Source organism: Endozoicomonas sp., assembly GCF_965196975.1.
Lineage (GTDB): Bacteria > Pseudomonadota > Gammaproteobacteria > Pseudomonadales > Endozoicomonadaceae > Endozoicomonas.
In genome coordinates, this window is sequence record NZ_OZ239981.1 from 1,974,187 (window position 1) to 2,000,442 (window position 26,256).

Here is a 26,256-nt window from a genome sequence, read left to right on the forward strand (position 1 = left end):
TAGGTTAATGGACCGTCTTGTTATACACTAAGAAAACGGGTGCTCTCTCTGAATGATTGAAACAATAGTGCTCTATTTTCACAGCTACTATGGGAACACCACTCATAATAGTTAACTGTCATGCCCGCTTCTGTTATTTCCAGCTCTACCAAAAGCATCGTTTTGCAAATTGAAGTTTCTATAGATTCAGGCAACATGCTGAATCTTGAAGATAGTTTACAGCGTGCACTCAATGAAGCCGGGCAGCTTGGAACAAAAGAGTTATTGGGGCTATTTGAATCACCCAATAAAGAACCTATCGTCGTTAATCAGCAGAAGTGGAACTACAAAGGAAAGGTTCTTAAGCACTATGAAACCTTATACGGTCGTATACCTTTGGAGCGCTCCGTATATCAGGGTGTCAGAGGTGGCAGTACTCTGGCAGCACTTGATCTTCGTGCCGGTATTATTGGTTCAGCTACCCCCAAATTTGCCAAGTCTATCGCCTGGAAATACAGCCAGATGCCAGCGCCTGCGGTAAAAGAAGATTTTGAGACCAACCATCAAAGGACGCTTTCAAATTCTTATATCAAGCATTTATCGGACAGAGTAGGTGCATTAATTGAAGACCAGCAAGACACTCACTACCACCTTCCTCCACTAAAAGAGCCTGTTGAAACAATAGCCATTGGTCTGGATGGAACCTGCATGCTGCTTTGTGAAGAAGGCTGGAGGGAAGCCATGTGTGGGACATTGAGCCTATATTCTGCAGATGGAGACAGGCTCCACACGATATATACAGCCAGTTCGCCAGAGTATGGTAAACAAAGCTTTATGAGCAAGCTCGACGAGGAGATTGCAGATCTAAAACGACTCTACCCAAATGCCACATACATCGGGGTAGCTGACGGGGCTAGAGAAAACTGGAGTTATTTGAAACAACATACCTCTGGGCAGATACTCGATTTTTATCATGCATCTGAATATTTAGCTGGAGCAGCGGAAGCACTGTTTCCAACCAGTAAGGCGAAGCGACACCAGTGGCTTGAAGACAGGCTACATAGTTTGAAAAACAAGCGTGGAGCAGCCAAAAAAATCCTTCAGGAAATTGAATCAGCCGAGCTCCCGAAAAAGACAATCGCACTGACAGAGAAGCGCTACAAAGCTGTGAGCTATTTTACAAACAATCACCAGTTAATGAATTATCATCAGGCGCTTAAACGCCATTGGCCAATAGGTTCAGGAGTTACTGAAGCGGCTTGTAAGACTCTGGTAAAGCAACGATTATGTGGTTCTGGAATGAGGTGGAAAGCAACAGGAGCGGAAGTGCTTTTGACAACAAGAGCACTGATCCAGAGTAAGGGGCGCTGGGAACAACTTTGGTCTGAGTTCATGACTGGAAAGGTTGAAGCTAACCTATGAGTCAGTTATCAAATTGAGAGAGCACCCAAGAAAACAGTGAATAACTACCTTTTTCTAATAATAGCGTCAGTAATGCCAGAGGTGACGAAGGTGATGCTAGACTCATTCGCACCTTTCCTGGCTAGATCATCTATTGCCGCATTAAGGTATAGAAATTGTGCCCAAGTTTACGTTAACTCGATTTTCCGCTGTAATAGTTGTTTCAAAAGGCTTGATATAAGGACTATTACAAGTTACATCCAAATCAATATCCTTATTTATAAATTGATTTTGATAACTAACCTCAAGTTCATAGTCAAAGTTTGATGGATTTTCTATATATTGCGAAGAGAATGTACTGACCTCTCCTGATATTTTTGTCGACACAAGACAGTAATTAATTTTCTGGCCACTTTGACTTATTATTTGACCTGAAAAATTAATTTTTGTAGTTGTCCATGGTAATCGAACCAGACCAATATTCACCTCCGTTTGGTTCTTAAAATCAAATTTTTCGTGATACACTTTCTCTTTATTACACCAGAAAATCAAATCCTCAGGAACATCCCCCTTATAGACCTGAAGGGTATAGTTGTAATTCATATTTCTAGTGGACTGAACCTTATGACCACTATAGATACTTCCTAAATAACAGTTATAGAGAGCACCATCGTCTTCGGTAAGAAGGCTGCCTTTGACGTTAACTTTTTTATAGTCAACATCCGAGAATGTAGGAGTCAGGGTATTACCAGTATCAATAGCCAGACAGCCACCTAGCAATACAGAACTGGTTGCAATAGAAAGCGTTAAAATTATCGCCCTTATTTTCACAACGCTTAGATCCTATAAGAAAACAATCCATTTCACTTCTTTAGTTTTTAGCTGCTGCATGCGTTAGCCTATCCAGACTGAAGGACAGCACTTGCTAAACTCATTAACCTTGTTGCTCAAAATTCTTTATAGCTTTCTTAAAACCATCGTAATATTCGGCTCTTGTTTTATTATTAATCTCCTCCCATTTAGATTCAGGTTCAAAAGCAATTTTTTCTTTCTTAAGAAACACATCCATGCCGTGCAATGAAATCCATCTAGGATCATAATTTCTAGCAGTTTTTTCATCAAAACTTACTGCCTTTGCCACTATTTCCTTCAGCTTTGGCAAATCTTGCATTACGTATTGATTGATAGCCACACCAAAGCGTTGATTAAGCATTGCTATTGCTTGCCTTGCACTAATATCCAATGATTTATTGGCATCACTTCGTCCTCTGAGCTGACCAACATAAAACCAGAATGCAGCATCATCTTTTTCCCCATTATTGAAAAGAGATGCTGATAGTCCATAAAGGACTACAGGGTTGTAGTTCCTGGGATCTTTAACAACCAATTCAATAGCGTCTCTATCTCCTTTGAGAATCTTGCCTAGAATTTCATTCTGCTCTTGAACATCAATATTTGCGAATTCCCCTGCAGCCTTAATTTGTATGTTTTCTGAAAATGCAAAGCAGGAAAATAGAAGAAACAGAAGCGATGTTATTATTCTCTTCATTGGTTGTACCTAGTCCTGTATGGTTAGCGCGAAGTTGTGGGACAGGGTGCTCTCTCAATTTGATAACTGACTCATAGGTTAGCTTCAACCTTTCCAGTCATGAACTCAGACCAAAGTTGTTCCCAGCGCCCCTTACTCTGGATCAGTGCTCTTGTTGTCAAAAGCACTTCCGCTCCTGTTGCTTTCCACCTCATTCCAGAACCACATAATCGTTGCTTTACCAGAGTCTTACAAGCCGCTTCAGTAACTCCTGAACCTATTGGCCAATGGCGTTTAAGCGCCTGATGATAATTCATTAACTGGTGATTGTTTGTAAAATAGCTCACAGCTTTGTAGCGCTTCTCTGTCAGTGCGATTGTCTTTTTCGGGAGCTCGGCTGATTCAATTTCCTGAAGGATTTTTTTGGCTGCTCCACGCTTGTTTTTCAAACTATGTAGCCTGTCTTCAAGCCACTGGTGTCGCTTCGCCTTACTGGTTGGAAACAGTGCTTCCGCTGCTCCAGCTAAATATTCAGATGCATGATAAAAATCGAGTATCTGCCCAGAGGTATGTTGTTTCAAATAACTCCAGTTTTCTCTAGCCCCGTCAGCTACCCCGATGTATGTGGCATTTGGGTAGAGTCGTTTTAGATCTGCAATCTCCTCGTCGAGCTTGCTCATAAAGCTTTGTTTACCATACTCTGGCGAACTGGCTGTATATATCGTGTGGAGCCTGTCTCCATCTGCAGAATATAGGCTCAATGTCCCACACATGGCTTCCCTCCAGCCTTCTTCACAAAGCAGCATGCAGGTTCCATCCAGACCAATGGCTATTGTTTCAACAGGCTCTTTTAGTGGAGGAAGGTGGTAGTGAGTGTCTTGCTGGTCTTCAATTAATGCACCTACTCTGTCCGATAAATGCTTGATATAAGAATTTGAAAGCGTCCTTTGATGGTTGGTCTCAAAATCTTCTTTTACCGCAGGCGCTGGCATCTGGCTGTATTTCCAGGCGATAGACTTGGCAAATTTGGGGGTAGCTGAACCAATAATACCGGCACGAAGATCAAGTGCTGCCAGAGTACTGCCACCTCTGACACCCTGATATACGGAGCGCTCCAAAGGTATACGACCGTATAAGGTTTCATAGTGCTTAAGAACCTTTCCTTTGTAGTTCCACTTCTGCTGATTAACGACGATAGGTTCTTTATTGGGTGATTCAAATAGCCCCAATAACTCTTTTGTTCCAAGCTGCCCGGCTTCATTGAGTGCACGCTGTAAACTATCTTCAAGATTCAGCATGTTGCCTGAATCTATAGAAACTTCAATTTGCAAAACGATGCTTTTGGTAGAGCTGGAAATAACAGAAGCGGGCATGACAGTTAACTATTATGAGTGGTGTTCCCATAGTAGCTGTGAAAATAGAGCACTATTGTTTCAATCATTCAGAGAGAGCACCCGTGGGACACCTACGGCACCCCAGATAGTCTGCCTGCCGAATACGAACACTTAGTTAGACATGGCTAAAAAGTGCGCAGCTTTTTGATTAACTGCTTAGAGTTTGAAGATTCTGGGCTGTACTTATACCAAACTAAAATAGTAAATAATGAGGTGGGAAGTACAAGCTGAACAGTTGCTAAGATCATCTCCCCGGAGCCAACGGATAATTTTTCAAGAAATAAGCTGTAAATGAAAAACCAGGCAATCACTAATAATGAAGTTAAATAAACATATTTTCTTCCAACCTTCTCTAAAGAAAATAGAAGAGCAGAGATTGCAGAGACTAAATAGACAGTGAATAACCCCACCATCTTAACAAGTAAGCTTTGTGTGTCTGGGATATCGTTTATAACTTGCTCATAATTTGAAAAAGTAAAGAACAAAATTGCCGCCGGTACTAGTGATAGGTAGCCTGCATAAAGGATGTAAAATGCTTCGATTAGCTTCATTATGTATTATAACTCCGATTAGCATCTAACACTTATCAGTGCCAATTCACCTTTGTCTTCTGGGGAGGCTGCACAAATCATCATCCTTGGATTACCATTTTTTGACTCCAATCAACTCTGCGTGAATTCCATAAAGATCTGAAAAGCACGCTACCGCCCGTCACTTTACTTCTGCCTTTTACTGACATCCGGGAGCAAGTTATGAAACAGCTCAGCAACCACTTTTTGATAAAATAAATAAGCGATATCTACACCAGTGCCGACAATGAACTGAACTAAAGTATCAAATGTAAAGTATGAGTTAAAGGCCATCTGTCATTATTGATCTATCGCCTTTAATCTATCGAATATTATCTAACCTGTGTTTTTGCACGGGACTGACAGCAAGCTTCCGTTACAGAGCTGGTTGTGAAGACGCCCTCTGAGGTGAAAGGGAAAGGCGACAATGGGAATATTTCCCATCAGGAAGCATGGTATTGCTTGATCATATGGTTAATTCCGGGCTGGAGGGTTTCTCTCCAGGCCTGCGCCACTTTCTCATTGAAGCACGGGTCTGTCTGCTCCACTGCCTGAATCATTGAGTCCAGCCACAGCTCATAAAAGTGAGGGGCAATATTGAGATGATGCTTATCGTGGTTAATGGCCGTTTTGTGAATTGATGCAGGGTTAATATTTGCATGCACCATATAGGCAAGGGACTTCAACATGATCTTCTTCTGAAGCTGCATATCCGTGTGTGAAAATTTGGCTTTCACTTCTTCGGAACTGGAAAGGAATATCCGATAAAAACGGTCCAGAAAATCAGGGTCACCGGTACAGCGCTGGAAGCTGTCATTAAATATCGGTGTGTATTCTGTTTCCATCCATGGCACCCACAGTCAGCTAACTTTTACGAGGTATAGCTATTGTTATACCCCTGAACGCAGTAAGTTCAAACAGCAACCAGGAAATAAAAACAAAAGAATGGATATGTGGCGGGAGAATGGCAGAGCGCTTTCTCTGCCATTTTACCTTAGAAGTGGTACGTGGCACCGACACTGAAACCACCAATCTCTACAGCATCTCTGTCGTAAAGATTCATGTATTCAGCATTCAGGCTAATGGCTTCATTGATGCTGTAATCCACACCAACACCGTAGGAGACACTGGTGCCTGAATCAGACATGGCTACACCCATGCTGGTAACACCGGCGGTCAGTTCAACCCGGGTAAAGCCAGCAATGGCATAGGGGTAGAAATCACCAACAGGCATACCGACACGGCCATAGGCGCCAAAGTAATTGTCGATTTCCAGGCTAATGTCTTCGCCCATAGCGGTAGCGCTGTCATCATTGAGACCAAAACCAAGACGCAGCTCGCCTAAAATATGATCCGTTGCCTGAAAGCCCAGCTTTGCAGCTGCGGCAGTGACCGACATATCTTCAAAGCCATTTTCTGAATAGTCCAGAACCGACACGTTACCACCAGCATAACCACCGGCGAAAGCAACAGGACTAAGAATTGAAAGCGATAATGCAAGAAGAGTTTTCTTATTCACTCAAATCATCCTTTGAAAGAAAAAGCAAAAGACAGTCGTCTTTTACCATCTTGCGATAGTATGCATAATCTTTCTCAAGTAAAGCTCTTCGAGTACATTCAGCGACAGGAAAATGATTCAAATCAATTTCCTGTTAATACGGCCATCAACCAAGTGCTTTAAGGATATGAAAACCTTCAAAAATGGAACTCGTTTTTGCGAAGAAATGATCTTCCCCCGATAAAATAGACACCACTCTACAGCAATGATGCTGTCTCGTATTCTACCGGTGATTGATAATTAAGACTCGAATGCAGTCGAGTCCGATTATAAAAATGTTGAATGTAACCTGCCACCGAATCTCTCAAATGATACTCACTTGAGAAGTATTTGTTCTTGATCAACTCTCCTTTCAGAGAGTGAAAAAATGATTCCATTTCAGCATTATCCGTACATTGTCCTGGACGGTTCATGCTCGGGATAATTCCGTAACGCTGATGTACCGCTTGTATCTCATTAGCTCTGTACTCAATCCCTCTGTCAGTATGGAAGAGCAAACCCTTTTCCGGCCTTCTATTACGGATAGCCATCATCAGTGAAGCCTTCGTCAAGTCAACCGTTCTTCGGCTACCCAGTGACCAACCCACAATTCGTCTGGAATACAAATCCAGCACCGCAGACAGGTACATCCACTTTTTCTTTACTCTGATGTATGTGACATCAGCGGCCCAGTGTTGATTTGGGCGACTTGGCTTCGGTAACTCTCTTCGCCTGTTTTTAATGCTCTGAAAGAAACGGTGTAACCCCGGCACCCGGCGATATACTCGTGCAACACGTCCCTTTAACCCTTCTTCACGCATTAAACGCTCAACACGCTTCTTACCAACACTGATACCTTGTTTAAGCAAAGCTTTATGAATTCGAGGACTGCCATAAACTTCCCGACTTTGCTGAAACAATGTAGTAATACGCTTCTTCAGCCATAAGTCCTGCTGATCTCTGGCACTAGGCTTTCTCCTTAACCAGGCGTAGTACCCACTTCGGGAGACATTAAGACGGGAACATAGCCTGGTGATCCCAAAGCGAAATCGATACTGCTTTATGAACCTGAACTTCGTCGCTGTTCCTCCGCTAGAAATCGTTGCCACTTTTTTAGCAAGTCGATCTCCAGCCTGAGTTCAGCATTCTCAGCTTCAAGCTGACGCATTCGTTGTTTGTCGGTTTGAGGTTCAGGACGAGCTATCTTAGAGAGTTGCTTTGGCAACTTACGCTTATCTGCCACAAGTTTTCCTTCTCGATATTCCTTTCGCCAGCGAGACAGCATGAAAGGATGTATATCCAAATCTTCGGCTACATCTTTAATCATTTTGTTGGGTTTATAGGTCAGCAGCACGGCAGTGACCTTAAACTCATTGGTGTATTGTCTGGTCTTTTTACCAGTCTTATATGCAGGCATAAAGCCCCCAGTTTAAGTTGGATTTCAGTGTCCACTAAAACGGGGGAAGTACAAAATCCCTTTTAAACACTTGTTATTTATAAAGTACATGGCGATTAATTTTGAAGAAACTCAACCCTCCTCGACTTTCCGGCATAAAACATTAAACATCGACCACCTTTGGACCACCAAATGCTGTGACCTTTGGTGCAGCCCCCTGCCACTTTTCGATTTCGACAATGCAGGTAAACGCTGAGCAACATTGCGCCAGATCAGACGTCCCGATATCAAGAGTCACCGTATTGGGGTCACCATAGGTATCCACCGAACCAATCTCTGCATTGACAGGGGCATACCATGCGCCTTCCTGTATACGTGCAACGCCCGGTGAATAGCGGTCAGAGATTCTTGCGCCGGCAATCAATTCTCCCCGGTCATTGAATACCCGAACCAGGTCACCATCGTTAATGCCTCGCTTCTTCGCATCAGCCGCATTCATATAAACGGGTTCTCGCCCCTGAACCGAGTAGGTTTCACGGAATTCGGTGGAATCACAGAGCTGCGAGTGTAACCGTTTATCGGGATGGCAGGACTGTAAAGCGATTGGAAATTGATCAGAGCCAGGCCCTCCATGGCTGCGTTCCGCCTTTTCCATCCAGGTTGGGTGGCCCTTACAGTTGCTGTAATTGTAACGGGCAATTTTTCGACTGTAGATTTCTATTAACCCGGAAGGTGTTCCCAGTGGGTGAATTTCCGGATCGTCTCTGAATTCAGCATGACGCACCCAGGGCTTTCCTTCACCAAAATCAAAGAACCCCTGCTGCCAGAAGGTTGGAAAATCTGGCATTTCAAACTTGCCTTTGTTCTTGGTTCGGCAACCATCGTATAAGTGGTTCAGCCAGGTGAACTCATCCCTTCCCATGGTGTATTCCTTGTGCCGCCCTATGCGGGCACTGAACTCCCGCCATATCTCCCAATCTGAACGTGACTCAAACAGGGGCTCCACCAGTTTCTGCATGGCCAGCACCCCTCGCTGGGCATAGGAGCCATACAGATCAAGATCGTGCCGTTCAAACTGAGTGCAGGCAGGAAACACAATATCGGAAAAACGACAGGTCGGATTCCAGGCATAATCCACCGTCACTACGCACTCCAGCTTGTGGAATGCTTTTTTCATCCGGTTTTTGTCCTGATGATGGTGCCAGGGGTTATTGCCGGATATCACAATCATCTTCAAGTCCGGCAACGTTACCTTGCCGCCGTTATAATCGATCACCTTACCCGGCTCCAGAATGGCATCAATCCACCGGGCAACGGGGATCACCTTTGAGTAGCCGTTAAAGTCATCATTATCGAAGATCGGAGGCACATCCTCCGGTGGATTCAGGGGAAAGGCATTCGGCCCGGACCCACCGGACGACGGTGTCCCAATGGATGAGTAGTGATGCCCAAAACTGATACCACCACCAGGCAGACCTATCTGCCCAATCATGGTGGCCAGCACCACGCCCATCCAGTAGGGCTGCTCGCCATGCTGTTGTCGCTGAATGCACCACCCCATCATAATCTGCACCTGACCCGTTGTCAGTATGCCGGCCAGTTCACGAATTTTGGCCTTTGGCACACCACAGATCGGTTCCGCCCATTCCGGCGTTTTTGGCGTCTTATCCGTATCACCCATGACGTACGCTTTAAATTCTTTAAAGCCCAGTGAGTAACCCCGGATAAATTCGGCATCGTAGGTTTTCTTAACGATCATCTCATGGGCAATCGCCAGCATCAGCGGGACATCGGTCTGTGGGTTGACATAGACCGTTTCTACGCCCAGAAATGCCGCTGTTTTGGTCACCGTCGGATCAATACTGATCACGCGGATTTTTTTCTCCTGAACCTTGGCCTTCAACTGTTTTAAATATCCGATGCCACTGTGGGTTTCACAGTTCCAGCCTACCTGCAGGTTTTTCAGCGGGTCATTAGCCCAGAGAACCAGTGTGTCAGTATTTTCAAGAATCAAACTCCAGGAGGTGCCCTGAGAGTAAACCTCGGTTGAACCGATCACATAAGGCAAAATAACCTGAGCGGCCCCAGTGGAGTAATCCCCTATTTTTCGAACGTAGTTCCCATGCAGCGCGATGGCCCTCTGCATATGATTGGTACAGGAATGAAACTGCCCCGTTGCCCGCCAGCCGGTCTGACCTGCGTATAACGCCCAGGGGCCATACATGGTCTGCACACGGTTCAACTCACGGATTAACAGGTTATAGGCTTCCTGCCAGGTCACGCGAACATAGCGATTATCACCCAGCGTTGAACGATCCGATTTATACCCATTCTTCAGGAAGTCCAGTCGTACCATCGGATAACGGATGCGTGACGAACTGTAGATGGAGCCCTGAATGCCTTTCAACATCTCAGTAGGGTTTCTGTCGAGCTCGAAGGGGCGGACTTCTTTAACAACACCATTGGCACGGTAGGCTTTGAACGCCCCAAAATGAGAGCCCGTTACCCGCCAGCCATCATCCATAACACCATCATCTCCCTCTTCACTGGCCGCAGCTCTTACCATTGAAAATGGCAGCATTCCCGCCGATGAGCCAGCCAGCATCCCCTGAAGAAAACGACGGCGCTTAATGGTCATAAACAACTACTCCTCGTTCAGGTTCGACTACTGTCGTTTTGCCAGTGGCTGGGCGGCTTCAGGTTCTTTCTCATCTGGCTGTTCATCGTGCTGAGCATGTCCTCCTGCATAAGTGGAGGAATGCAACTGCAGGTACTTCAACACCAGATTCTGGGTATCATCATCCATATTCACAAAGGCGATCATGCCATTGAACATGCCTGGCCAGGTGTTGGCGTCAAAATGGGCGACCTCAGGCTGGCTGTGGCATTGACTGCACGCCTCCCGATAGGTATTGCTGGCAAAATCCCACATCCCGGTGACGTTATCCGTCAACTCACTCTCATCGGTCCACATATCAACCGTGACTTTCTGCCAGGGCAACCCGGTCACATCGTCCACTTTTTCATCGAGAACCTTAACCACTGCATCCGATTGGGCCGCCTCTTTACTCAGCTCCGCCTCTTTAATATTGATGCCAAAGTCTTCATTGATAATCCGTCCTGCACCGATTCTCTTGCGCCAGCCGTCGAGGCGGAACTTAACGCGGCCATCACTCTTATCCGTCACCGCAATCTCTGTGGCAATGTTCAGCATTCCAGCCTCTTCTTTGCTGGTTGCACTCATGAACAGGGGTTTCTGAAGGACGACATAATAGTTTTTGCCAACCTCAGGTACTGAGATATTCACTGCGCTCAGCAGCTGGTGCGACCGCCCATCCGTAGACGGCAGGTGATGAGCAATCCCCTTGTGACAATCGATACAGCTCTGATCTCTCTCGGCAGCAGCCTTCATCTGTTTTGCTGCCAGAGGTGACATATCTTCCCACTTCATGCTGTTGTAGCTGTGGCAGTTCTTGCACTCCAGCGACTTGTTCGCGGAGAGCCTGGCCCACTCCCGGGATGCCAGTTCAAGTCGCTTGGCTTCGAATTTTTCCGGGGTATCAATCGTACCGAAAATAGCACCCCACACTTCTTTGGAGGCCTGCATTTTCCGGGCAATCTTATGGGTCCAGTTATGGGGCACATGGCAGTCGGGACAGGTAGCACGAACCCCTGAGTGATTGCTCCAGTGAACCGTTCCTGCAACTCCGGATAAACGGTGTCCCGCATGCTATGACAGGAGATACAGAAGGCTTCCGTATTGGTCGCCTCAAGTGCCGTATTAAAGCCACCCCAGAAGATAATCCCCATCACAAACGAAGCTATGGCAATCGTTCCCAGACTCAGGTATTGAGCGGGTTTTGATAATGTCTGCCATAGCGATAATAACGGCCTGATAACTTTTTCAATTATTCCGAAAGCCATACATCCATCGCCTTTTTGTTTCAGGAACGCTGATCAGACTCTCACTCTGGGAAACAATCAGTCCGCCGCAGAATCATGAGACAACGTTTGCCCGCGCCCCAATGCCCCTCGGCTGGAGAATTGCCAGATACGTGGAATTGACGAGCAACGATTACCCGTGACCCGGAGGGCCAAGAAGCAACTGGGAGAACCAGACCAGAAACCCATAGCTACTGATCAACATGACCGTTAACAAAGGAAAGAGCACAATGATGACCAGTGCCAGAGCTTTATACTCCCGACGACGGTCAGTGGAGGGATCACTCACGACCTGTATCCTCAAGGTAACTATTCAGCACCCTTCATATAAATCTGGAATTTTCTGATTTTTCGACCATCATCTTATACTCAATTTTTCTAACAAATCTCCAGTATGGAACCAGACTTCCCAGCTACTCCGTTTACCGAAGCTCTCCTTAAAGAGAATGAAGAGCTTCGGACCGAGAATGCGCTTTTACGGGAACGTTGCAGCGAACTGGAAGAAAGGGTTAATAAAAACAGTCAAAACAGTAGTAAGCCACCATCGTCAGATGGTTATCAAAAGCCCAGTAAAAAAGGGAGTGATAAAGGTGATACATCTTCCAAAGAAGCCCCCTGCTCCTCACAGGAAACACCGAACCCCAAAAGCCTTAGACCATCTTCAGGCAATAAACCAGGTGGCCAGAAAGGTCATCAAGGCTCTTGTTTGAGACGTGTCGCCTTACCCGATTATGTCAGGCATCTGAAGGTTGAAAAATGTTGCTGTTGCCAGTCTTCGCTTATCGATATTAAACCCACCAAATACATTGAGCGACAGGTTTTTGATCCAGGTAGACCCGGAGAATTTGAAGTTACCGCGTACTGGGCAGACGTTAAAGTATGTCCTTGTGGTAAACGGAACACCGCTGAGTTTCCCCAAGGAGTGAAAGCCGCTGCTCAATACGGAGAAGTGACTCAGGCAATGGCTGTTCATTTAAACCAGTATCACTTCATCCCATATCACCGGGTGTCTGAGTATTTCAATACTATTTATTGCATGAGTGTCAGCGCAGGCTCTGTTGCCAATTTTGTTGCCTATACCCATGAGAACCTGGCCTCTACTGAGCAGAGTATCCGCGATGCTTTACAAGAAAGTCCGGTTGCAGGAGCGGATGAAACTGGCATGCGGGTTGACGGTTCACTGTGGTGGTTACACATTATGCGAGATGACCAATGGACGCTTTACTACCTCTCAGAAAGGCGAGGTTGTGAAGCAATGGATGCAATGGGCATCCTGCTGACTTTTGCAGGCATTCTGGTTCACGATCATTGGAAGTCCTACTTTGCCTATGCGGCAGTGCATGTGCTTTGTAATGCCCATCATCTGAGAGAGCTTCAGGGAGTTGTCGATAGGGATGCGAATAAGCTGGCTCTGCGGCTGATGAAATTGCTTACGCTCTCCTGGCACTTCTGCAAGAAATACAAAGCAGCCGGTCTGACTCAAATGCCTGGTGCAATACAGCTTCGCATTGAGACGATATACGACCAAATCCTTCAAAGGGCTCTCACGAAGGAAACCGCTTATATGGAAAAACAACGACAGGTGCTTGGACGTAAGAAGGTCAGGAATACCAAGGCCTACAACCTGTTCAAAAGGCTTATTGAGTTTAAGGTTGAAACGTTGCGCTTCATGTCGGACTTTTCAATTCCCTTCGATAACAATGGCAGTGAACGTGATGCCAGGATGGCCAAACTTAAGCAGAAGATCTCAGGCTGCTTCAGAAGCGAAGACGGAGGTACCATGTTTACCCGAATCCGAAGCTATTTATCATCTGCTAAAAAGCAGGGGTTGAACATATTTCAGGCGCTTCTTAAAGCGGTTCGAAATTACAACAATACGCCTTTGCTGGGTGCTGAATAGTTACTCCTCAAGTAAATACAAAACCATGGCTTCCGGCTAAGTGCTGGCTGACCTCTGAAACTTCAAATAAACCAGCGAACTCGAACCAGCCACAGTAATTATCGAACAGCGTGAACTTCTTCTACTGCAGCAGTATAGGACAGATTTCGTTTTTATCCGTTGAAAGGGTCGGTAAAGGGAGGGAATCAATCCGTTGGTAACGCCACCAGGTTTGATTGCAGTGATGATGAATAATCAATAGAGAAATGGTTCAGGCCAATCACTGACAGTGACTGGCCCTGCAGATGAATTATCGGGCAGTTACAGCTGATCCCACTGGATTTCATTCCCATGAATTCGCTGGGCGGACATGTAATAAACGACCTGCCCCGCTTCTACCCGGTCATTGCTGGGCGGGTTCAGCCTCAGATCATTTCCGGTCGCAGACCCGGCCACTCCGAGGGCGATTGCCTCATGCTGAACTTTAAAAAACTCCAGTAGACGACCAAAGGTAGTGCCAGCGAAATCTTCAGGTACATGGACACTGTACTGTGTTGGCCCAATCAACGTTGATAACAGTTGCTGCTGAACCCGTGAAGAGCCCGGATCCTGAGCAGAGCGAACCAGCAGCTCCATGGAGATATTACTGTGACACTCAATTTGCGGGCAGTGAGACTGAAGCAAATCTACCATCTGCTGATTTTCAAACCAGGCAACGATATGGGCTTTTGTTTTTGTGGCGGCAATGCTCAGACAGGTTGCCAGAGTCTGATCGTCAGAGTCTCGGAACACAATCACTCTGGCCGCAGAGGCAATACCGGTTCGCTGGATAAAAGACTGATCGGTCAGGCTTTCACCACGAACGAATAACACACGTTCGGGAAATGGATTCTCCATCTCCTGGCTGGTGCACAGTAAGACCTTGCGATTCTCACGACGGCTGTCCCCAAAAATCAACTCCACCATTTTGGGTGTGTGGTTACGGTTCCAGCCAAAAATCACAATATGATTTTCCAACCCTGAGTAGTCACCCCTGCCCTGCATTCCCCTTCTCCATACCGTAATAAAAAAAGATGACAATTTCCCGAGAACCGCTGCAAGAAAAACCACACCTCCGGGAAGAATAAACAGTGCAGCCAGAACCCGCCCAAGCGCACTGCCGGGGCTCAGATCGCCATAACCAACGGTGGTTGATGTTGTGACATAAAAATAGAACCACTGATCAAACGGGAGAAGCGCTGATTCACTGGCCAACCACATCAGTGTCCAGGATAAAATGAAGTGCCCCAGCAAGACCATCAGCAAAGCCAGCCAACTCAGCTTGATAAACTGATGGTGAAAGAAACGTAATGTTGATTTCAAAAAACTCAAGTTACTTGCTCCATGAATGATCCAGGAGCCTGTCGAGCCATGAGTGGAAATGTTCGACAGCCTATAAAGGTACGATAGTAACACATATAAGCATTACATTAACTTCTATCATCGATGATTTAGATTAACTGAACGCATAACAACGCCTCCTTATATAATTGCTGTTCGCAATATAAATAGACATCTACATGCTGATAATTGGCATAAACACGGATTGTTCATAAATCGTACCTGTCGCATTCTCCGCCTCCTTTTCAATTAACCAGCGGACAACTATGCGACACTTGACTCCTGAAAAGCACCCCGCTTTTGTTCTGATCATCCTGACCCTGTTTGCGGTGGTAGGACCTGTGTCCATTGATATATTCACCCCCTCACTACCAGCAATCACCGCGTTTTTTGGAACGACCTCCGCTATCGCTCAATGGAGTGTTGGCTTATTCATGCTGGGCTTTTCCCTGTCCATGCTGATTGTCGGTCCATTGGCAGACCGTCTGGGACGTAAAAAAACCCTGGTGATGGGGTATTCTCTTTATCTCGCTGCCACCGCAGTAACATTACTGACCGATAGCATTTATCTCTTTATTGCTGCCCGCTTTGCCCAGGCAATTTTCGGTTGCTTTGGAACGGCCGTTGCCCGAATGATGGCTCGTGACTATTATCGCGACCAGATGGAAGTAAAAATGCTGGCCTATATTGGCGGCTGTCTTACCATTGCTCCCATGGCAGCGCCTATTGCCGGTGGCTATCTGCAGGAGTATGCCGGCTGGGAGTACAGCTTTTACGTGATGGCAGCAATGGCGGTCATTGCCATGCTGGCATTGACACTTCTGCCTGAGAAAAAGCAGGAAAAAACATCGGAAACCGCACCAGCAAACTCTGTGATGGCAGGTTATAAAGCGGTGCTGACGGATGCACGCTATCTGCGTTTTACTATCGCCGCCGGTTCGGCGTTTGCGGGTGCCTTTGTATTTGTGGCCGGAGGCTCTTTTGTCCTTATTGGCCAATTGGGCATCTCTCCAGCAACCTATGGCTATCTGTTTGCGGTCGCGATTGCCAGCTACCTGCTCAGCGCATCGATGGGTCCTAAACTGACAGCTAACATGAGCCGTAGCCAGAGTACCCTGGTCGCTGGCAGCCTGCTGATTATCGGCGCCATGGTTTCCCTGGGAAGCGGCCTGCTGACTGATGGTCAATCCATTACCGGCTATGTTGCAGGTATCGCCATTTATGAGCTGGGCCTTGGTCTGTTTATGCCACTGTGTCAGGCCAGAGCCACTGAACATATGAAAGAGAATATGGGGACTGCTGCAGGATTGATTTTCTTTATTGAGATGCTGCTGGCCACGCTGATCAGTGCGTTGATTGGCTTCCTGCCGGAAGCAGGAACACTCTCACTGTCCGCCATTACCCTGGTTGCTGTTGCCATCTCCGGTTTCTGTCTGATGAACACCAGGGATGTATCAGAAGCTACTCCACAGGTCGCCTGAATCTGTTACTATCGAAACGGGTATGAATCTCCATACCCGCTTTTTCAGACTGTTTCAGGTACCTGATATTTATGAGCGATACCGTTTACATGGAGATGGCCCACTCTCTGGCCAAATTATCAAAGTGTGTGCGCCTTCAGGTGGGCTGCCTGCTGGTCAAGGACGGACGAGTTCTCTCCACCGGTGTTAATGGCACGCCTTCTGGCTATATCAACTGCAATGAAGCCGACTACGAAGAGCACCACCCCTGGTCGCTCCGACACGAGATTCATGCTGAACTCAATGCAGTCATCTGGGCAGCAAGGTTAGGTACCCCCATCGAAGGTGCGACCGCTTATGTGACCCACAGCCCCTGTGATCAGTGCACAAAAAATCTGTTAGCCGCCGGTATCCAGCGCATCGTTTACGACATCCAGTACGATCGTAACCCTCAGGAAGAGCTGTCGCAGTTCTGCCGGGAAAACGGGGTGGCTATTGAGCAGGTATCAATCAATAAAACATAAGCGTTTGATATTAGCAGGCGTTCTCCTGAAAGCCGCTAAACAATATCCGAGACATGGTGCGGATCGATAAAATCACGAAAAGCATAGAACTTTTCTGCCAAATCAGAATAGTAATTGGGTGAGTGGCCATACAGTGAGTGGCATGTCTGGCCATTATCCCTCTGCCGAGTAAACTCCCAATAAATATCTTTCATTACGTGGGCCGCTGTTGAAAATTGCGCTCCAACCTGTACACAAAACTCTGGATGAACGTGATCAATCAGGCTTTTAAAGTCCTTTACCAACAAGTCTGGATTATCAAACCAAAGCGGTGAAGGTGACCGCTGAAAGGCATGATGAAAAATAAGCTCGACCTGTCCCCGTACACTATCCAAAACACTTTTCCGTAACTCTTTTTTTAATTCCTGAATTGATTGACCAGAGCGGCTGCACTGAGCGTAAAGCGCATGTTTATCAAAACTCTGACATCTCAAAAGCCATTGTTTGTTTTGTATGAAGTGTAACTTTGCTATCGGGTTTTCAATCTTTTTCACATATTGTTTTATTTTTGCTAAAACCCCATCATAATCATTTCTACTAACATCAAGGAGGAGAAGCTGATTGGTTAAGTCATTTCTGAAAGAGCGGGTAGAAACCCAGTGCGGCTCAACTTCTTTCATCGAGAAGCTGGAAGGAATACTAAAGCCGTGTTCCACATAAAACCGAGTCAATCTAGACTTACCAGTCACGAGTTGCCATTCATTCTCAACCAGACTTTGCTCTTGATGATCAGTTTGTTCATCAATCCCTGATGCACTTTTAACATTCAGCTCTGAATCGACATTTGGCACTTGAGTAGAAGAACTTTTTTCTAATTGGATATCCTCTGTTTTTTTCTCCTGACAATCAGGCCTTCTATCGATAAAAGTCTGCCTGTACTTCTTATGTTTTCTTTTCTTGGAGCGTTCACCTTCGGGCTTATTTTCCTCAGATTCTTTAGTGAGTGATTTATTATTACTCACTAAAGGCGATGCACTATTTTCAGACTTATTATCTAATCGCTCCTCCAAATCCAAAATTTTTTCACTAACCAGTTTACGCTCCATTGGGGTTTTGAATCTTACCGACCTTAAACTACTTACATTTACCTGATCATGTAAAAAGCATTCGTAAGCTTTCCACCGAGTCAAAGCCTCTAGTAGATCGCTTCGCCTTTCAAGTAATATCGCAAAAGGTTTATTCATTTCAGGCCGTGATGTAATAACTGCCCGATAATTGAGTTCAGCTTTACTGAGCAGTTCTGAAAATTGTTCACCTGATTTTTCCTGGGTGGTGGCAAGTTTCTCGTAAAGAACACCTAGCAATGCTTTTATCCGTACATCTCTCGGATTTCCCTTTTCAAGAAACTGAATAGCAACCCGGTATTCACGCCTCGATGCCATGGCCAGCCCAAGATAAAAAGTTTTGTTTTTATGTTTTGCAAACTCAAGCAAAGCCGTTGCTTTGGCAGGATCACCAGAAATAAAATAATACAGGGCAATTCTTTCTGACCATAGCTGTGCAGTTGGTGTCGATCCGCGCATCAATAAAATTAAAGAATAAGCAACTTCCATGGACTGCTTGATTATCATTGCGTCTTGGTTATGAGGGTCACTGATCTCACTTTGAATAAAAGTTAGATATTCAAGAGCCTTTTCCGGATTCAAAGTGGTAGAATATGGCCAGAGGGAAAACCCAAGATCATTCCAAAGTTTAGTTAACAGTGCAACTGTATTGTATTTTGAAGAGTTTTCAGCAATGCACTCAAACGCTTCAACGTCCTCTAATACTTCTGATATTGAAATACAAGTATATTTTGAAAGTGCGATTTCTGTCTGTTGTTTAGGACTTCTTTCCAATTCCGCACCTAGCATAGCTAGCATTTTCTTATCGGATTTTTTCCAGCGGTAATTCATTAAGAACCCTGAAGCAAGAAGATTGAGGATCCAGTAATCAGCAACACGACAGATGCCATTATTGAGACTGTCAATGGTCATTTTATGTAGCATTCTATTATAATGAGTCGACTGCTCAAGAGTAGCGCTCTTTATGGTTGTGCTTTTTACAGCTGAGTGACCAAGCTTCAGAACTGCACATTCCAGAGCCATCTTATTATATAACAGGGCCAGTGATTGCAGAAAAGCAAAATGTGCAATCTCTTTTTCAATAAATGAAAGCTCGGTTTCAGACATAAGCTGTCTGAAGTAAGTATCAAGAATATCAACATTTATAACGTTAATCATTCCAACACTTGTGTCATTACTAAATTCTTGATAAAGGTGATGCAATACTAATACTACTTTATCAAGTTTTATCAGCTTAAATGAAGGCTGTTCTCTTTCAAGCCACAGTCCTGACCTCGAATCTTCCAAAGATTCCTTAGTAGCTACTTCAGTTTCATTCTGCCTAAGGCCTTCCTGAGCGTCTAAAGCAGAGTTGCACTGACCAGCTTTTTCCTGATCAGCAATAAAAGAGTCATCACCCCCACGCTTAAGAAGAGCTCTGGTTCTTCCTATTGCACCATCCCCAAATAATTCAGACATATAAGAAGTTGAACTGCCAGAATCACCATCGCTTTCTGATGTGGCGTCTGTTTTTAGCAATTTTTCAAAAGCCATCATAAAAGACATGCTCTTGTTGAACAACTTTATAGATAGTTTCAATTGCTCACACGCAGACTTAAGCTTGATTAAACTCTCATCGCATGCTTTAGGAAAATATTTTTCGTTATCAGAAATCCACCATAGTTCAAGTACACTTTTATCAGCGACACCATTTGGTGTTTGCGGTAATAAGTCACCAAGAGAGTGAGTCTTACTGAATGCTTCTTCCTGGCTAGGCATACCATGTAACATCCTTATGAGGATATTTTCCTGAATATAGAGAGCAGCTAATTTAAACCTCATCATTTTATCCAGTGGTATCTCACCATGGTTTGCTATGAGAAGGATTATCTGATCTTCTATTTTACCCAGGTGCTCAGCCAATATATCCGGACTCAGGGTCTCTTTTTCTTGAGTTCTACCAGGGATAGCGCCCTGTAACAAACCTTGAGACTCCTCCGACTTCATACGAGGGGCTGATTCCAATAAAGCGTGTGAGCTTACAACATGAGACTCTTCGGTTTCTTCAAATATACGAGCATCTCTGGCAACAATTTCTTTTGCATTCTCGCCTTTGAATTGTTCTAAACCATTGATATTTTTTTCACCTTCAACCGCTTTGGGGACACCAATGCAGGGTTGTGGCTCAGGCCTCTTCAATGCCTCTAAAACATACGGTGTCAGGTTGTGGCAGCCACTCGTCGGATCCATGCTCTCTTCCCTAGTTAACGCTCATTATCAATTAGTTAACCCCCGTTGCGAAAGGTTCCATAAAGTTGGAACCATAGACCGATTATTTTCAAAACCTATACACTGACACTTTTTCTCAAACAGCCAGAAACTAGGGACAATAAAGGGATAAATTCTGGTACCATAGCTCGCTAGAAAAAATAAATACTGGTCTGCTATCCATGCTGCAAGCTACACCACATCAAAAAAAAGCCTTTTCTGAGCTGCAACAACTGCTGGAACAACGAATTCTGATTCTTGATGGTGCCATGGGTACCATGATACAGGGCTATAAACTGGGGGAAACTGATTATCGTGGTGAGCGCTTTGACAGTCATTCCTGCGATGTAAAAGGCAACAATGACCTTCTGGTACTAACCCAGCCGGCGATTATTCAACAGATCCACCGGGAGTACCTTGAAGCCGGAGCCGATATTCTCGAAACCAACACCTTTAATGCCACCACCATCGCCATGGCGGATTACCAGATGGAAGATCTGGTACCGGAGATTAATCGTGAAGCCGCACGTCTTGCCCGCGAAGTCGCTGATGAGTTCACACGGGCTAACCCGGATAAGCCACGTTTTGTAGCAGGTGTTCTTGGTCCAACCAATAGAACCGCTTCCATTTCCCCTGATGTCAACAATCCCGGCTATAGAAACACCAGCTTCAATGAGCTGGTGACCGCTTATCAGCAGGCCGCAACAGCATTGATTGAGGGCGGCGCAGATATCCTGCTGATTGAAACCATTTTTGATACATTGAACGCCAAAGCCGCCATCTATGCGGTTCGTGACCTGTTTGAGCAGTTGGGCTTTTCATTGCCGATCATGATCTCCGGCACCATAACCGATGCCTCCGGTCGAACTCTGTCCGGTCAAACGACGGAAGCGTTCTGGAACTCAGTAGAACATGCCCAGCCAATATCCGTTGGATTGAATTGTGCTTTAGGTGCCAGTGAGTTACGCCCCTATCTTGAAGAACTGTCAAACTGCGCAGGCACCTGGATCAGTGCTCACCCTAACGCCGGTCTACCCAACGCCTTTGGTGAATATGATCAGAGTCCGGATGAGATGGCGGAGATTGTCGCCGAGTTTGCCCATTCCGGCCTGGTCAATATTATTGGCGGCTGCTGTGGTACCTCACCGGCACACATTAAAGCCATTGCTGAGAAGGTAGCTGACATTCCCCGTCGTGCCATTCCTGAAATTCCTGTGGCCTGTCGTTTAAGTGACCTGGAGCCATTTAACATTCATCGGGACTCTCTGTTCGTCAATGTGGGTGAACGCTGTAACGTGACCGGTTCTGCCCGTTTCAAACGGCTGATTATCGAAGAGGATTACGACACTGCCCTGGACGTAGCCCGTGACCAGGTAGAAAACGGCGCACAGGTTATCGACATCAACATGGACGAAGGGATGCTGGATGCCAAAAGCGCCATGACCACATTCCTTAACCTGGTGGCCTCCGAGCCGGACATCTCCAGAGTTCCGATCATGGTGGATTCCTCCAAGTGGGAGGTCATCGAAGCAGGACTGCAATGCATACAGGGCAAGGGCATTGTGAACTCCATCAGTCTGAAAGAAGGCGAAGACATTTTCAGGAAACAGGCTCGTCTCTGCCGCAATTATGGTGCCGCAGTGGTTGTCATGGCCTTTGATGAACAGGGCCAGGCGGATACCGAAGCCAGGAAAATAGAAATCTGCCAGCGATCGTACGATATTCTGGTCAATGAAATTGGCTTCCCGCCCCAGGACATTATTTTTGATCCCAATATTTTTGCGGTAGCCACCGGTATTGATGACCACAATAACTACGCGGTCGACTTCATCAATGCGGTTCAATACATTCGAGAAAATCTGCCCCATGCCATGAGTTCAGGTGGGGTTAGTAATGTCTCCTTCTCTTTCCGGGGCAACAACCCGGTTCGGGAAGCCATTCATGCGGTCTTTCTTTACCATGCTATCAAGGCCGGACTGACTATGGGCATTGTGAATGCCGGCCAGCTGGAGATCTATGAAGAAATTCCCAGAGCGCTGAAAGACAAGGTTGAAGACGTTATTCTCAACCGTTCAGAGCATGCGACTGAAGGACTGCTGGCCATTGCGGATCAATACCGCGAAGGGGGTTCCTCAGGCAAAAAAGAGGAAGATCTGGCCTGGCGGGAATGGCCCGTTAACAAACGACTGGAGCATGCACTGGTCAAAGGCATTACCACCTGGATTGTTGAAGATACTGAAGCGGCAAGACTGGAAGCCACCCGCCCTATTGAGGTGATTGAAGGCCCGCTGATGGATGGCATGAACGTGGTGGGTGATCTGTTTGGTGCCGGCAAGATGTTCCTGCCCCAGGTGGTAAAAAGTGCCCGGGTCATGAAACAGGCGGTCGCTCACCTCGTGCCCTTTATTGAAGAGGAGAAAGGTGCCTCTGCCCGATCCAATGGCAAGATTCTGCTGGCGACGGTAAAAGGTGATGTACACGACATTGGTAAAAACATTGTCGGCGTCGTGCTCGCCTGTAACAACTTTGAGGTTATTGACCTTGGGGTCATGGTGCCCTGTGACACCATCTTGAAAACTGCGGTGGAAGAAGACGTTGATATCATCGGGCTCAGTGGCCTGATCACCCCATCGCTGGATGAAATGGTTCATGTGGCCAGTGAGATGCAGCGCCAGGGCATCAAACTGCCACTGATGATTGGTGGTGCCACCACATCACGGGCCCATACCGCCGTCAAAATTGAGCCACAGTTCCAGGATGACCTCGCCATCTACGTTACCGATGCATCCCGCAGTGTAGGGGTATCAACACGGTTGATGAGCGATTCATTAAAGCCAGCCCTGATTGAAGAAACCCGTTCCGAGTATGAAAAAATCCGTGTCCGTCATGAGAGACGCGGTAACAAACGGGCACTCCTCACCTACCCGGAAGCACTGGATAATGCCTTCAAGCCGGACTGGTCACGTCACCAGCCGCCGGTCCCGGCATTTACCGGCGTTAAGGTGTTTGACGACTTCCCACTGGATGAACTGGTCAATTACATCGACTGGACACCGTTCTTTATCACCTGGGATCTGGCCGGTAAGTTCCCGGCCATTCTTGAAGATGAAGTGGTCGGTGAAGCAGCCACCAGCCTTTATCACGATGCACGCCAGATGCTGGATAAGCTGATCAGCGAACAGCTGATCAGTGCCAGGGCAGCCATTGGCTTCTGGCCTGCCAACCAGGTCAATCAGGACGATCTGGCCATTTACCGTGATGAAGCAAGAAGTGACGTCAGAACAACACTGCATCATCTCCGCCAGCAGGCCCCCAAACCGGAGGACAAGCCCAATTACAGCCTGTCTGACTTTGTGGCACCGGAATCAACCGGTTTACCAGACTATGTGGGCGGGTTTGTGGTAACGGCAGGTATTGGTGCAGATGTACTTGCCAGGGAATATGAACAAGCCGGTGATGACTACAACAGCATCATGGTGAAAGCATTGGCAGACCGCCTGGCGGAAGCGTTCGCTGAGTGCATGCATGAAAAAGTACGAAAAGAGTACTGGGGCTATGCCTCCAATGAGCAGTTCAGCAATGATGACTTGATCAAGGAGAAATACGCCGGTATTCGCCCTGCACCCGGCTACCCTGCCTGCCCGGACCATACAGAGAAAGCTACATTATTTAGGCTGCTGAACGGTGAAGAAAATGCAGGCGTATCACTCACTGAACACTTTGCCATGATGCCTGCGGCCAGTGTCAGTGGCTGGTATTTCTCACACCCGGAAGCAAAATATTTTGGCCTGGGTAAAATCGATAAAGATCAGCTGGAGGCTTACGCCGAGCGTAAAGGCTGGTCTTTAGAAGAAGCTGAACGCTGGCTTCGCCCAAACCTTGCCGATTAATGAATAAGGGGCCATACAGCCCCTTTTCTTTTAAAACCCCTGTTCATTTTTCAAACTTGATTGCTCCTTCCTGCCAGACCTTTCTGGATGGACTCTGTTGATTTTCAGTAAAATAGCCGTTAACTCACAGACAAAACCTAATAAAAGTGCATACAATTCTTGCTATTCATCATGAAAATAGCGTACTGCTATAAGGTAAGTACTGTATGTTTTTTCTGAGTGCTGGCTTGATCAACTAGCCTTACGGCTAAGTGTTATCGCCGCCCAATTGCCATCTAAAACTGTTAGAAATAATGGAGTCAGTTTGAAGCAAAGGCTTGCCACAATTTTTCAGTTAGGTTTCCCCATCATGCTGGCCATGCTCTCGCAGAGTATGATCAACCTGGTGGATGCTGCACTGGTGGGTCCCCTGGGGGAGAACGCCCTTGCCGCGGTCGGTGCAGGTAGCTATGCGAACTTTGTAGCGCTGTCGTTGATGACTGGCCTTTCCGCTGCCATTCAGGCTCAGGTGGCCCGCCGCGTAGGTGCTGGCCGCCTTGATGAGTGTGCAATGCCAACCAATCACGGATTGATCATCGCATTCTGCTTTGCCATGCCGCTCAGTATTATTCTGGTTATGGCGGCTCCCTGGTTGCTGGATTTATTTGATCAAAGCTCCCCTACCTTCAAAGGGGAGGCAACCGACTATTTTCAGATTCGGGTGATGGCCCTTACCGCCGCGGCGATGAACCTCTCATTTCGTGGCTTCTGGAACGGTATTGGTGAGCCCAAAGGGTTTCTTAAACTGCTGGTCTGCACTCATATTTGCAATGTCATTCTCAGTTTCATACTGATTTACGGGAAACTGGGTTTGCCCGCCATGGGAGTAAAAGGGGCCGCCCTGGGAACCTTATTATCCATGTACCTGGGTGCTTTTCTCAATCTATGGATTCTCAATAAACGCGCCAGAAAATACGGCTTTTTAACGCGCTCGAAAAACTGGGCGGCATTAAAACGTCTGGTATTTCTTGCCGTTCCCGATTCCCTGCAACAAACCTTGTTTGCTCTTGGCATGATGATGCTATTTGCCATTGTTGCCCAATTAGGCATCAGTGAAATGGCCATTGCCCATGTTCTGCTGAATATCTCTCTGATGTTGATATTACCGGGCCTGGGTCTGGGAATGGCCGCCAACACACTGGTCAGCCAGAGCCTTGGCGCCCGTCAGCCAGAAGTGGCCTGGCGATGGGGACAGGAAGTGATGTATACCGCCAGCGCTGTCCTGCTGGTACTCAGTCTGCCATTAATCTTTATTCCAGAGGCCGTTCTGTCGCTTTTCCTTCATGACCCATCACTGCTGGCGATGGGAGCAATACCACTGCAATTAACGGGTATTGGCTTAGTTCTTGACGCCCCGTCGCTGGTCTTTGTCCAGGCCTTGCTTGGGGCTGGCGCCAACCGAACCGTGCTCTGTATCCGCTTTATTGCCCAATGGCTTATCCTACTGCCTCTGTGCTGGTTGATTGGTCCCATTCTCGGCCTTGGCCTAACCGCAGTCTGGGTCGTACCCACACTTCAGAGAATGATCACTTCAGTCAGCTTTCTTGCTGTGTGGAAATCGAGGCGGTGGAGTAAAATTCAGGTATAAATTCTCTCATTACTGCCTCAGGCAACAACGCAGTTTCAGCTCAGGGTTTGTAGATATCGAGAATAATCTTGCAGGAATCCGTTTCCACCCCTTTCTCACAGGTAATAACAACGGCCGATTCACAGGTCTGCAGCACTCCGGAATACATCACAGCCATAATATCTTCAGGCGTCCCCTGATTGTCTTTTACCAGTTCCTCTTGCGTTTCCATAACACAACGCTCGTAGGCTTTCTGTATGGTGCTGTTATCCGACATGTTTGGTACGCTTCCCATCAACACCTCAGGACTGTTGTCGCTGCAACCGGTCAAGGCAAGAGAGATACAAAGAAGGCTGGTGCTAATGGAAAAAGAGTGAAAAACAGAATGACAGAATCTGGAAACAGGTGCTGTTGTTATTGT

The 26,256-nt window shown here is 46.5% G+C and carries 18 protein-coding genes and 1 pseudogene; 6 read left to right on the plus strand and 13 right to left on the minus strand.

The window, feature by feature from the left end; all coding sequences use genetic code 11:
• Positions 1-120: 120 nt before the first annotated feature.
• Positions 121-1,401, plus strand: coding sequence for an ISKra4 family transposase (locus ACOCLE_RS08725; RefSeq protein ID WP_419532972.1), 1,281 nt, complete (start codon positions 121-123; stop codon positions 1,399-1,401).
• Positions 1,402-1,542: 141 nt separating this feature from the next.
• Here the strand turns inward: ACOCLE_RS08725 and ACOCLE_RS08730 are convergent, their stop codons facing one another.
• From ACOCLE_RS08730 to ACOCLE_RS08775, 10 genes and pseudogenes are all read right to left on the minus strand, one after another.
• Positions 1,543-2,211: a hypothetical protein gene (locus tag ACOCLE_RS08730; RefSeq protein ID WP_419536374.1), complete on the minus strand. Its 669-nt coding sequence runs from the start codon at positions 2,209-2,211 to the stop codon at positions 1,543-1,545.
• 103 nt (positions 2,212-2,314) lie between these two features.
• Positions 2,315-2,929: a hypothetical protein gene (locus ACOCLE_RS08735; protein ID WP_419536375.1), complete on the minus strand. Its 615-nt coding sequence runs from the start codon at positions 2,927-2,929 to the stop codon at positions 2,315-2,317.
• A 71-nt stretch (positions 2,930-3,000) separates the two neighbouring features.
• Positions 3,001-4,281 (minus strand): ISKra4 family transposase, encoded by a 1,281-nt coding sequence (locus ACOCLE_RS08740; protein WP_419532972.1) that lies wholly within the window; start codon positions 4,279-4,281, stop codon positions 3,001-3,003.
• Between the two features lie 146 nt (positions 4,282-4,427).
• The gene (locus ACOCLE_RS08745) at positions 4,428-4,853 is read right to left on the minus strand and encodes a hypothetical protein (RefSeq protein ID WP_419536376.1); all 426 of its coding nucleotides are present in this window, start codon (positions 4,851-4,853) and stop codon (positions 4,428-4,430) included.
• 461 nt (positions 4,854-5,314) lie between these two features.
• Positions 5,315-5,716: a globin gene (locus ACOCLE_RS08750; RefSeq protein ID WP_419536377.1), complete on the minus strand. Its 402-nt coding sequence runs from the start codon at positions 5,714-5,716 to the stop codon at positions 5,315-5,317.
• Between the two features lie 149 nt (positions 5,717-5,865).
• Complete coding sequence (locus ACOCLE_RS08755; protein ID WP_419536378.1) at positions 5,866-6,390, minus strand: porin family protein; 525 nt, start codon at positions 6,388-6,390, stop codon at positions 5,866-5,868.
• Positions 6,391-6,626: 236 nt separating this feature from the next.
• Positions 6,627-7,825, minus strand: a protein-coding gene (locus ACOCLE_RS08760; protein ID WP_419536379.1) for an IS3 family transposase whose coding sequence is annotated in 2 segments (ribosomal slippage) — positions 6,627-7,525 and positions 7,525-7,825 — 1,200 coding nt in all. Because the reading frame shifts where the segments join, the coding sequence is not laid out codon by codon here.
• A 142-nt stretch (positions 7,826-7,967) separates the two neighbouring features.
• A complete protein-coding gene (torA, locus tag ACOCLE_RS08765; protein ID WP_419536380.1) occupies positions 7,968-10,442 on the minus strand; it encodes a trimethylamine-N-oxide reductase TorA in 2,475 nt (824 codons plus the stop codon).
• A gap of 27 nt (positions 10,443-10,469) precedes the next feature.
• Positions 10,470-11,728, minus strand: a pseudogene (gene torC / locus ACOCLE_RS08770) (pentaheme c-type cytochrome TorC).
• Between the two features lie 151 nt (positions 11,729-11,879).
• Positions 11,880-12,035 carry a periplasmic nitrate reductase, NapE protein gene (locus ACOCLE_RS08775; protein WP_202969810.1) on the minus strand — a complete coding sequence of 52 codons (156 nt, stop codon included), beginning with the start codon at positions 12,033-12,035 and terminating at the stop codon, positions 11,880-11,882.
• A gap of 105 nt (positions 12,036-12,140) precedes the next feature.
• On the opposite strand from ACOCLE_RS08775, the gene tnpC reads away from it, so the two are divergent.
• Positions 12,141-13,646: an IS66 family transposase gene (tnpC, locus tag ACOCLE_RS08780; protein WP_419532963.1), complete on the plus strand. Its 1,506-nt coding sequence runs from the start codon at positions 12,141-12,143 to the stop codon at positions 13,644-13,646.
• A gap of 300 nt (positions 13,647-13,946) precedes the next feature.
• On the opposite strand, the gene ACOCLE_RS08785 is transcribed toward tnpC, so the two are convergent.
• Entirely contained in the window at positions 13,947-14,996 is a 1,050-nt protein-coding gene (locus ACOCLE_RS08785) for a potassium channel family protein (RefSeq protein ID WP_419536381.1), read from the minus strand.
• Between the two features lie 275 nt (positions 14,997-15,271).
• Here ACOCLE_RS08785 and ACOCLE_RS08790 point away from each other — a divergent pair, with 275 nt between their 5' ends.
• Both ACOCLE_RS08790 and ACOCLE_RS08795 read left to right on the plus strand, forming a co-directional pair.
• Complete coding sequence (locus tag ACOCLE_RS08790) at positions 15,272-16,486, plus strand: multidrug effflux MFS transporter (protein ID WP_419536382.1); 1,215 nt, start codon at positions 15,272-15,274, stop codon at positions 16,484-16,486.
• Between the two features lie 71 nt (positions 16,487-16,557).
• The gene (locus tag ACOCLE_RS08795) at positions 16,558-16,989 is read left to right on the plus strand and encodes a deoxycytidylate deaminase (protein ID WP_419536383.1); all 432 of its coding nucleotides are present in this window, start codon (positions 16,558-16,560) and stop codon (positions 16,987-16,989) included.
• Between the two features lie 35 nt (positions 16,990-17,024).
• On the opposite strand, the gene ACOCLE_RS08800 is transcribed toward ACOCLE_RS08795, so the two are convergent.
• Complete coding sequence (locus tag ACOCLE_RS08800; RefSeq protein WP_419536384.1) at positions 17,025-20,321, minus strand: tetratricopeptide repeat protein; 3,297 nt, start codon at positions 20,319-20,321, stop codon at positions 17,025-17,027.
• Between the two features lie 200 nt (positions 20,322-20,521).
• Between ACOCLE_RS08800 and metH the strand changes: the two genes are divergently transcribed.
• Positions 20,522-24,229, plus strand: a complete 3,708-nt coding sequence (gene metH, locus ACOCLE_RS08805) for a methionine synthase (RefSeq protein WP_419536385.1) — start codon at positions 20,522-20,524, stop codon at positions 24,227-24,229.
• 304 nt (positions 24,230-24,533) lie between these two features.
• Complete coding sequence (locus ACOCLE_RS08810) at positions 24,534-25,856, plus strand: MATE family efflux transporter (RefSeq protein WP_419536386.1); 1,323 nt, start codon at positions 24,534-24,536, stop codon at positions 25,854-25,856.
• A 40-nt stretch (positions 25,857-25,896) separates the two neighbouring features.
• Here the strand turns inward: ACOCLE_RS08810 and ACOCLE_RS08815 are convergent, their stop codons facing one another.
• A complete protein-coding gene (locus ACOCLE_RS08815; RefSeq protein WP_419536387.1) occupies positions 25,897-26,130 on the minus strand; it encodes a hypothetical protein in 234 nt (77 codons plus the stop codon).
• Positions 26,131-26,256: the final 126 nt, after the last annotated feature.

Excerpts from the sequence above, each read along its gene's own strand:
- ACOCLE_RS08725 (WP_419532972.1), top strand. The coding sequence starts at position 121 with ATGCCCGCTTCTGTTATTTCCAGCTCTACCAAAAGCATCGTTTTGCAA.
- ACOCLE_RS08735 (WP_419536375.1), bottom strand. The coding sequence starts at position 2,929 with ATGAAGAGAATAATAACATCGCTTCTGTTTCTTCTATTTTCCTGCTTT.
- ACOCLE_RS08740 (WP_419532972.1), bottom strand. The coding sequence starts at position 4,281 with ATGCCCGCTTCTGTTATTTCCAGCTCTACCAAAAGCATCGTTTTGCAA.
- ACOCLE_RS08745 (WP_419536376.1), bottom strand. The coding sequence starts at position 4,853 with ATGAAGCTAATCGAAGCATTTTACATCCTTTATGCAGGCTACCTATCA.
- ACOCLE_RS08750 (WP_419536377.1), bottom strand. The coding sequence starts at position 5,716 with ATGGAAACAGAATACACACCGATATTTAATGACAGCTTCCAGCGCTGT.
- torA (WP_419536380.1), bottom strand. The coding sequence starts at position 10,442 with ATGACCATTAAGCGCCGTCGTTTTCTTCAGGGGATGCTGGCTGGCTCA.
- tnpC (WP_419532963.1), top strand. The coding sequence starts at position 12,141 with ATGGAACCAGACTTCCCAGCTACTCCGTTTACCGAAGCTCTCCTTAAA.
- ACOCLE_RS08790 (WP_419536382.1), top strand. The coding sequence starts at position 15,272 with ATGCGACACTTGACTCCTGAAAAGCACCCCGCTTTTGTTCTGATCATC.
- ACOCLE_RS08795 (WP_419536383.1), top strand. The coding sequence starts at position 16,558 with ATGAGCGATACCGTTTACATGGAGATGGCCCACTCTCTGGCCAAATTA.
- ACOCLE_RS08800 (WP_419536384.1), bottom strand. The coding sequence starts at position 20,321 with ATGGATCCGACGAGTGGCTGCCACAACCTGACACCGTATGTTTTAGAG.
- metH (WP_419536385.1), top strand. The coding sequence starts at position 20,522 with ATGCTGCAAGCTACACCACATCAAAAAAAAGCCTTTTCTGAGCTGCAA.
- ACOCLE_RS08815 (WP_419536387.1), bottom strand. The coding sequence starts at position 26,130 with ATGGGAAGCGTACCAAACATGTCGGATAACAGCACCATACAGAAAGCC.